The sequence below is a fragment of the Enterococcus canintestini genome (genome assembly GCF_001885735.1).
Taxonomy (GTDB): domain Bacteria; phylum Bacillota; class Bacilli; order Lactobacillales; family Enterococcaceae; genus Enterococcus_C; species Enterococcus_C canintestini.
The window spans coordinates 23932-31921 of the sequence record NZ_JXKG01000021.1; the positions used below are offsets into that span (position 1 = coordinate 23932).

Annotated in this window: 7 protein-coding genes; 3 read left to right on the forward strand and 4 right to left on the reverse strand. The window is 38.8% G+C overall.

Annotated features, from left to right (window positions below; genetic code table 11):
• The gene (locus tag RU96_RS10730; protein ID WP_071865515.1) at positions 1-1164 is read right to left on the reverse strand and encodes a M20 metallopeptidase family protein; all 1164 of its coding nucleotides are present in this window, start codon (positions 1162-1164) and stop codon (positions 1-3) included.
• Positions 1165-1492: 328 nt separating this feature from the next.
• Here RU96_RS10730 and dapA point away from each other — a divergent pair, with 328 nt between their 5' ends.
• The 3 genes from dapA (at position 1493) to dapD (ending at position 4512) form a co-directional block, all read left to right on the forward strand.
• Entirely contained in the window at positions 1493-2374 is an 882-nt protein-coding gene (dapA, locus tag RU96_RS10735) for a 4-hydroxy-tetrahydrodipicolinate synthase (RefSeq protein WP_071865516.1), read from the forward strand.
• A gap of 648 nt (positions 2375-3022) precedes the next feature.
• Entirely contained in the window at positions 3023-3775 is a 753-nt protein-coding gene (dapB, locus tag RU96_RS10745; protein ID WP_071865518.1) for a 4-hydroxy-tetrahydrodipicolinate reductase, read from the forward strand.
• A 23-nt stretch (positions 3776-3798) separates the two neighbouring features.
• Positions 3799-4512 (forward strand): 2,3,4,5-tetrahydropyridine-2,6-dicarboxylate N-acetyltransferase, encoded by a 714-nt coding sequence (dapD, locus tag RU96_RS10750; RefSeq protein WP_071865519.1) that lies wholly within the window; start codon positions 3799-3801, stop codon positions 4510-4512.
• A 206-nt stretch (positions 4513-4718) separates the two neighbouring features.
• Here the strand turns inward: dapD and RU96_RS10755 are convergent, their stop codons facing one another.
• From RU96_RS10755 to RU96_RS10765, 3 genes are read right to left on the reverse strand one after another with little or no spacing between them, the layout of a single operon-like run.
• A complete protein-coding gene (locus RU96_RS10755) occupies positions 4719-5678 on the reverse strand; it encodes a DHH family phosphoesterase (protein ID WP_071865520.1) in 960 nt (319 codons plus the stop codon).
• 14 nt (positions 5679-5692) lie between these two features.
• Entirely contained in the window at positions 5693-7024 is a 1332-nt protein-coding gene (locus RU96_RS10760) for a DRTGG domain-containing protein (protein WP_071865521.1), read from the reverse strand.
• 54 nt (positions 7025-7078) lie between these two features.
• Complete coding sequence (locus RU96_RS10765) at positions 7079-7762, reverse strand: metal-dependent hydrolase (RefSeq protein WP_071865522.1); 684 nt, start codon at positions 7760-7762, stop codon at positions 7079-7081.
• Positions 7763-7990: the final 228 nt, after the last annotated feature.

Consider the following 7990-nt stretch of genomic DNA (forward strand, 5'->3'; position numbering starts at 1 on the left):
TTAAGCCCCTTCCTGATTTAACATTTCAATTAAGTCCACGTAGCACTGAATCCCACCTAATAAATTTTTTTCATCAAAACGTAATTTACTGCTATGCAGTGGATAGATATAGTCTTTGGCTTCATTTTTTATTCCGACAAAGAAAAATAAACCGGGGATTTGTTGCTGAAACAGTGAAAAGTCTTCTGCCAACATATAAGGTGGTGAAGTAACATAACTATCACCTGCTACAGCTTTTAAAGCCTCTACCATTTTCTCATCATTATCTACGACCCGATACATATGGTTAAATGTAACTTCTGCCCAGCAATCGTAGGCTTTTGCAATCTCGGTGGCTAAAGTGTTAATACGACTTGTTAAAGTGTTATATACCGTATCCGAAAAAGCGCGCATAGTTCCTTGAAGTTCAACTTTTCCCGGTATAATATTCATCGCCTCCCCACCAGAGATTTGCCCAAATGTTAAAACAGCAGAATCAAGCGGACTTAAATTACGGGAAATAATCGTATGTAGCCCTTGAATAATTGCGGCAGCCGCTAAGATGGTATCTGCGCCTTGTTGCGGTTGGGCGCCATGGGCACTTTTGCCGTGAACTGTGATCGTCACCTCACCGTTGCGCGCCATCATCGCACCTTTTTTACAAGCAATGACCCCTTCGTCAAACTCTGGGAAAAGATGTAGACCAATGATTTGTTCAACTCCGAATTTTTCTAATACACCAGCTTCAATCATTAATTGCGCTCCCCCCGGGCCTTCTTCGGCGGGTTGAAAAATCAAAACAAGCGTCCCTCTAATACTTTCAGGATGTTCACTTAAATACTTCGCAAAACCCAACATTGTCGCCATGTGCCCGTCATGACCACACGCGTGCATCCGTCCTTTATGACGTGACGTAAAGGCCACACCACTTTCTTCTGTTACGGGTAAAGCATCAATATCGGTACGAAATGCTAAAGTCTTTCCCGCCTTGTCACTGCGAAATACCGCCACTAAGCCTGTTTCAAGCACTTCATAGACCTCTTTTACCCCGAAACTGGCTAAAGCAGCTTTTAAATACTGACAGGTCTTAAATTCTTGTAATCCCAATTCTGGAATTTGATGTAAATCTTGACGAAACGTGGTGACTTCTTTTAAAAGCTCTGCAATCTCTTCTCGTATTTCCATTTTTTCATCCCTTTTTATTTCACACTTTTTCAAAAAATTTTCATTCATCCTTTTTGTCATGACGAAATTCTTATTAACCATTTTATTCAGCCAATAAGCTCTCTATCTACTGACTACACACGAAATCATTATTAACCTCATTTTTCACTTTGCAAAAATATTCACTATTTTCAGAATATCCTTGGCTATTCCGTGACATTATAGTATATTATTTTGTAAATAGTTTGAATTTCCGTATAAAAAATATTTTCTGAATATTTTATTAATTTTTTCTATTTTACCTAGAAACTTAATGAAAGTAAATATTTAAAACAAGGGATGTGTTAAGATGGCAATTTTTACAGGAGCTGGCGTTGCGCTTGTTACCCCAATGAAAGCAGATAAAACGGTAGATTTCGCTAAGTTGAAACAATTGGTGGAATGGCAAATTGAGAAAGGTATCGATGCGATCATCGCCTGTGGCACAACCGGAGAAGCCTCTACCCTAGATGATGAAGAACATATTGCTGTCATTGAAGCTGTAGTGAAACAAGCGGCTGGTCGTGTGCCAGTTATTGGTGGAACAGGTTCCAATAATACGCAACACGGCGTATATCTTTCAAAAGAAGCAGAACGCGTGGGTGCTAGTGGTTTACTAGTAGTAACTCCTTATTACAACAAAGCGACCAATAGCAGTTTAATTAAACATTATGAAGCGATTTGTAGTAGCGTGAACATCCCTATCATTCTCTATTCTATTGCCGGCCGAACTGGCATGAATGTAACACCGAACATGGTGAAGAAATTAAAAGAACTACCAAATGTCGTCGGTATTAAAGAAGCCAGCGGAAATATTTCGCAAGTGGTAGAAATTTGTGCGTTGGCAGATGATAATTTTGCCGTCTATTCTGGGAATGACGATCAAGTATTACCCTTTCTTTCGGTTGGTGGCGCAGGGGTAATTTCCACTATTGCGAATATTTTACCTAGTGAAACAACCCAGATGGTCCATGACTTTTTTGATGGCAAAATTGAGAAAGCAAAAAAAACACAATTACAACAACTGCCTTTGATTCAAGCGCTATTTAAAGAGGTAAATCCCGTTCCCGTTAAAGCAGCAGTCAGTCTTTTAGGTAAATGCGAGATGAACTACCGGTTGCCATTAGACAAACCCGAAGAAGACACGTTACAATTATTAAAAACCGCCATGAAAAATCATGGATTAATTTAAACGAAAAGCTGAACAAATGCGTTCAACTCTTTCGCATTAAGGCGGAATGATAATAAATTGTTCCTCAAATTTCTTATCATTTCGACTTAATGTCGCCAAGAGTTCATTTGTGAAGCTAGATCCTATGAAAAGCTTTATGAACTCGTCCAGATCTCAAGTAATAGGCTGGAATTTTAATAAATTGTTCCTCAAATTTCTTCAAATTTCAGCTTATTGCCGTAGAGAGCTACTTCATGAAGCTGGATCAAAAGAAAAGCTGAACAAACGTGGGGAACTCTCAAGTAATAAGATGGAATTTTAATAAATTGTTTCCCAAATTTCTTCAAATTCCATCTTATTACCGTAGAGAGTTCGTTTGTGAAGCTAGATCAAAAGAAAAGCTAAAGACAGCGGGTAGCTCTTTGGACAAATCTTAGAAATTAGTTTACTGGTGCTCTTTACCAGAAATTAATTTTTGAATTTTTTCCAAAGAGTTGCTGCTTGTGCTAGACACCAGGAAAAGCTAAGGGTAGCGTTCAACGCTTTTACAATAAGACACTATTGCGAGAAGAGTAGTCAGTAGCGTCATGCTTTTTAGACAAGCTATACCTTTTATTTCCAATTTCGGCTTCTAAACAAGGGACTAGTAAATTATGAAAGGAGCATTTCATGAAAAAAGTTTTACTAAGTGGCTGTCACGGCCAAATGGGACATGTTTTGCAAAGATTAATCGCGGATAACCCTACTTTTGAAATTGTAGCTGGCATTGACCGTACCGCAAAAAAAAATGACGATTTCCCGGTCTATACTACAATCGATGACGTAAAAGAGGAAGTTGACGTGGTAATTGATTTTTCTCATTATAGTGGCGTACCTGCCTTAATTAACGGCTGTGTGGCAAAAGAATGGCCTTTAGTAGTTGCTACAACTGGTTTAACAGCAGAAACGAAGGCTATGTTATCTGTTGCAAGTCATGTAATTCCTGTCTTTTATTCTGCCAATATGTCTTTGGGCATCAATGTTTTAATAAAAGCACTGCAAGCAGCCGCTCCGGCTTTAGAAAGTGATTTTAATATTGAAATTATTGAAAAACATCATAACCAGAAAAAAGATGCTCCCAGTGGCACAGCTTTATTATTAGCGGACAGTATCAACCAGACACTTACTACACCAAAAGAATATCTTTTTGGGAGAGCGGGTAACGATTTAGAAAATGATTTCAATCAAATGGGAATTCACGCTGTCCGTGGCGGTAGTATTCCAGGCGAACACACAGTCATTTTTGCCGGTGCTGATGAAATTTTAGAATTTAAACATACGGCTCTATCGCGAGACATCTTTGCCAACGGTGCCATGAAAGCCGCAGAATTTTTAATTAATCAAAAAGCGGGATTGTACAGTATGCAAGATCTACTAGCTTAAAATTATTTAGGAGGAAGTTTTTTATGTCTGATTTACATTTCACCGATCCTTATGCTTTAGCCAAATATATTAAAGACGCAGAGAAAAAAACACCAGTTAAAGCTTATGTACGAGGGAATTTTGGTGGCTTACAACACGATAAAATCAAAATTTTTGGCGATTACAATTCCTTTGTCTTAATCGGTGATAACAAAGATGTACAGGAATTTTTACAAAAACACTCTGAAAAAATTGAAGATCTCTACCTTGAAAACGATCGTCGCAATTCCGCTGTTCCACTTCTTGATTTAACCAAAGTGCAGGCTCGGATTGAACCTGGGGCTTTCATTCGCGCTGAGACAGTAATTGAAAAAAATGCGGTGGTTATGATGGGAGCAGTTATTAATATTGGGGCAGTCGTAGGAGAAGAAACGATGATTGATATGGGCGCAATTTTAGGTGCCAGAGCCACAGTTGGTAAACGGGCCCACATTGGTGCAGGTGCAGTCTTAGCTGGTGTTTTAGAGCCACCTTCTGCTGATCCTGTAGTTATAGAAGATGATGTTTTAATTGGCGCAAACGCTGTTGTTTTAGAAGGCGTACGGGTTGGTAAAGGTGCGGTTGTGGCAGCAGGAGCTGTTGTCACACAAGATGTGCCTAAAGGAGCAGTTGTGGCAGGTTCTCCTGCCAAAGTTATCAAAATGAAAGATGAACAGACGGCTTCTAAAACTGAATTTTTAGATGATTTAAGAGGCTAACTAAAATTTAATAAAAAGTTGTCTGACTATAAAAATTTTAAGCACGCTATCCAAAAAGAAACTTTTCTTAAAATAGCGTGCTTTTTTGTGTTCAAGTTTGCTTAGACTTAATTAAAAAATCCAGCTAAAGCAAAATAATTTTATAACTAGCCCCAGTAAACTGCACAAAAGCAGATTCGTTTAGCCAATAAATCTTAGCATTAAATTTAGCTTTCTTCTTGGCGATACTTGTGACAAGCGGCTTTGATTTCTTGATAAATTTCTGCGACTTCAGTTAAGTCCTTGGCATTAGCCCCACTGGCCAATGGGTGGCCACCACCATGATGTCGCTTAGCAATTTCGTTAATCACAGGACCTTTTGAACGTAGGCGGACACGATAATAGCCTTCTGGTTGTTGCACAAAAATCCCCCACGCAAGCGTAACATCAATCGTACCCGGCAAAGAAACAACATGGGATGTTTCTGAGTCTACCACTTGGAACTTATCCAATAATTCTTGCGGTAAAATGACTCTACCAGCTCCATTTTGATCAATTTCAATATTTTCATAAACATAGCCCGAAAGTTTGGCAACTTTCAGCGATATTTGTTGCAATTCGCGATTTAATTTTGCTGCATCAAAGCCAAAGTCTAATAATTTACCGGCAATTTCTAACGTATAAGAAGTTGTCGCCGGATACAAAAAGCGTCCCGTATCACCGACAATACCAGCGTATAAAAGTCTGGCAGCTTCCACGCTAATTTTTAAAACATCAGGAAATGAAAATGCAAAATCAGCAATCATTTCACTACAACTACTAGCTTTTGTATTCACCCATACTAAATCTCCATAAGGTTCATCGTTAGGATGGTGATCAATTTTAATTAACTTTGCCCCATTGGCATAACGCTGATCACTAACGCGAGGCGAATTCGCTGTGTCTGTCACAATGACTAAAGCACCTTCATAAAGTTCATCTGCTACTTCATCCATTTCGGCCAAATAATTTAATCCTTCTACTGGACCACCGGCTTGATAAATTTCTTTTTCAGGAAAACTTGCTCGTAATACTTCTGCTAACCCGACTTGAGATCCGAGGGCATCAGGGTCAGGTCGCATATGGCGATGGATAATAATGCGGTCATATTCTTCAATTGCTTTTAAAATTTCATGTCTGATATTCATCTTCTCACCTTAACTTATGGACGTTCTAAAACTTGGCAAGTAACAATTGCCAACGCCGCTAATGTATTTTCTAAATAAATTTCAATTTCCAATTTAGCACTGCGCCGTCCTAATTCCAACAGTCGCGTCTGAATAGCTATTTTACTCTCCAATTGAATCAAACGTAAGTAATGCAAGTTCACTTGCTCAATCCAAGTATTGCGTCGTTGTTGTTGCAATAAAGCACGCTTAGCAGCATTAGCCACAATTTCATTTAAAACACCAAAAGAAATCGTCCCCACTTCATTGACCATTTGAGGCGTAACCGTGAAAGTATAGTAAGGTTTCTCCAGTTTATTGCCTTCATTATCTTGATCAACAAGTTGGATATCACCGGTAATTTGATCAGAAATTGTATCGGCAATTTGGGGTTGGCGCTGAACCAACTGCATTGCCTTCATTACATCTTGTCGGGATACCAAGCCAACTAAACCTAAATCATCTGATACTACTGGCATAACTTCTAGACCATCCCAGATCATTTGATGACTGACAGAAGCCACACTCATTTCCCGTTTCGCGTAACTAATTTCTTTTGTCATTACCCGCTCAATAGCTTGGTTATCTTGTTTTTCCAAAATATCTTTTGGCGTAACAATACCCACTAGACGCATATTTTTATTAACGACAGGAAAACGCGAATGCGTTGTACTTTCTGCTAGCCGTTTATAATCTTTGACCGTGGCAGAAATATCTAAATAGGATGTTTTTTCTAAAGGCGTGAAAATATCACTGACAAGCATAATATCTTTTTTAATTAGTTGATCACTTAAAGCGCGGTTAATCATTGCAGCAACCGTAAAAGTATCATAAGTCGTGCGCAATATTGGCATTTCAACTTCATCGGCTAATTGACAAATTTCATTACTCGTATCAAAGCCCCCGGTAATTAACACCGCAGCACCTTCTTTTAAAGCTAGCCGATGAACCCCTTCTCGATTCCCGACAATCATTAAAGAACCTGGTGTAATGTAACGCGCCATTGCATCTTCTTTCATGGCACCAATAACAAATTTATGCAAGACTTTATCTAGTCCGGCTTTACCACCCAAAACGTCTCCTTCAATAATTTGAACCACTTCACCAAAGGTCAATCGTTCAATGTTTTTCTTTAATTTGCGTTCAATCCGAATCGTCCCCACCCGTTGAATAGTGGAAACTAACCCGATATTTTCTGCATCTTTAATCGCACGATAGGCCGTACCTTCACTAACGTTTAGTGCTTTGGCAATCCCTCGCACTGAAATTCTGTCGCCCACTGGTAAACTTTCAATGTGAGCCAAAATTAAATCATGTTTTGTCGCCATCTTTCCACTCCTAGTTACGGTGTAAATTTTCTACACAGCGCTTATTAACGTTTTTTATAATGTAAAACTTTCCCCTACTGCCATCACTTTTGCTACTCCCGCTGGTAAAAGTGTTGCAAAGGCTTGCGGGTCTTGTTTAATTAATGGAAACGTATTGTAGTGGATAGGTACAACTTGTTTGGCTTTTAAACGCTTAGCCGCTGAAGCTGCTTCATTTGGTCCCATGGTAAAATTATCACCAATTGGCAAAAAGGCGACATCAATTGCAAAAGCTTCGCCAAACAAAGCCATATCGCCAAAGTTTGATGTATCTCCAGCAAGATAAATTGTCTTACCTTCTGCTTGTAAAATAAAGCCCGCCGGTTCACCTAGATAAAGCATTTGACCGTCGACTTCATAGCCTGAACTGTGTTGGGCATGAACCATTTTTACTCTTCCAAAAGGAAAATCAAATTTCCCACCAATATTCATGCCATGGGTCTTTTTCACACCATTTTTTTCTGCAAAAGCACACAATTCCACCATGCCAATGATTGTTGCATCACATTTTTTAGCGATCGGTATCATATCACCTACGTGGTCACTGTGTCCGTGGGTGACTAGGATGTAATCTGTTTTGACATCTTCTACAACCAAATCCGTCAGGGGATTACCGGTAATAAATGGATCAAATAATAAATTTGTACCATCCGCTAGTTGAATAGCGATTACAGAGTGTCCGTGATAAGTTATTTTCATTACTTTTCCTCCTCACTAAGCCAAGTAAAACTAATACAGTTTTTACTTTTATATTGTAACAGACTTAAACAGGAAAATGCATGAAAAAAGGTCAAAATTCATGAATTAATCTAACCTTAGTGATTTCCAACTGATAATTTCTTTACTACAAAAAAAAGAACCGCCAACATTGACGGTTCTCTTTTCTTAAAATTTAACGGGTGTTGCCGTAGCTTGTAACACTTCGTT